The sequence below is a fragment of the Oleiphilus sp. HI0086 genome (assembly GCF_001635225.1).
In genome coordinates, this window is the sequence record NZ_LWFZ01000543.1 from 1 (window position 1) to 348 (window position 348).

Here is a 348-nt window from a genome sequence, read left to right on the forward strand (position 1 = left end):
TTATAGACGGCGATGTTAGTGCCGATATTGGCGTATCTGGCTCGGTTGACCCAAACACAATTGGCGCTTATACACTTTCCTATAATGTCAGCGACTCGGCAGGAAACGCTGCAACGACGGTAGTTCGTACAATTAATGTTGTCGATACCGGAGTGCCGGCCATCACGCTACTTGGCGACAACCCCATTTTACACGAGCTGCAAACTACCTCTACCGACCCTGGTGCCACTGCAATAGATGCCGCAGACGGAGACCTTTCATCTAGTATTGTCATCACAGGCTCAGTCGACTCAAATACCGCTGGAACTTATACACTCAGTTATGATGTGACTGATTCACAAAGCAATG

General features: G+C 48.6%; 1 protein-coding gene. It reads left to right on the forward strand.

Features of this window, described 5'->3' with window-relative positions; translation table 11 throughout:
• A partial coding sequence (locus A3756_RS06580) for an immunoglobulin-like domain-containing protein (RefSeq protein ID WP_156490331.1) occupies positions 1-348 on the forward strand: 348 nt, incomplete at both ends.